The sequence below is a fragment of the Herbiconiux daphne genome, from assembly GCF_024979295.1.
GTDB classification, from domain to species: domain Bacteria; phylum Actinomycetota; class Actinomycetes; order Actinomycetales; family Microbacteriaceae; genus Herbiconiux; species Herbiconiux daphnes.
The window spans coordinates 1-505 of sequence record NZ_JANLCJ010000872.1; the positions used below are offsets into that span (position 1 = coordinate 1).

Sequence of the window (505 nt, forward strand, 5' to 3'; positions counted from 1 at the left end):
AGTTGAAAAATCTCCGGTGTGATCTATCTTTAGTAATTGGAGGTCTTTATTTTCAGCACAAATATTGAAATCCCTAACAACTTGACCGCATTCTATTAATTCATTGATATTAGCACCTACCACTATATCATCATAAAACAAGCTCATTGTCTTAGGCTTGCTCCATTCGATCATTTCCATGTTGCAGCAAGTAGATTCAAATGAAGACGTGTTTTTACATCGATCGCATTTGTAGTATGTTAGCTTTTCATTGATTATAGGCGTCGCTGTAAATCCCAATATTTTTTGTGTCTTAAAAAAGTCTATATGCTTAAGGAATAATTGAGAATGCGCTTCGTCTATAATAACGAGCCCTATATCTATATAATAAGCATCTTTTTTTATTCTGTTAAACAGAGTCATTTCCATTGCTATATAGACATCTGCAAGCCCGTGTAGTCTTTTGGTTGACGGTAGGATTTTTTCGACTGTAAGCCCTAATTTAATGCATGTATCGGCAGCCTGA

The 505-nt window shown here is 35.0% G+C and carries 1 protein-coding gene; it reads right to left on the reverse strand.

Annotated features, from left to right (window positions below; all coding sequences use genetic code 11):
* The coding region (locus tag N1032_RS28140) for a DEAD/DEAH box helicase family protein (protein ID WP_259544050.1) at positions 1-505 on the reverse strand (505 nt) is incomplete at both ends.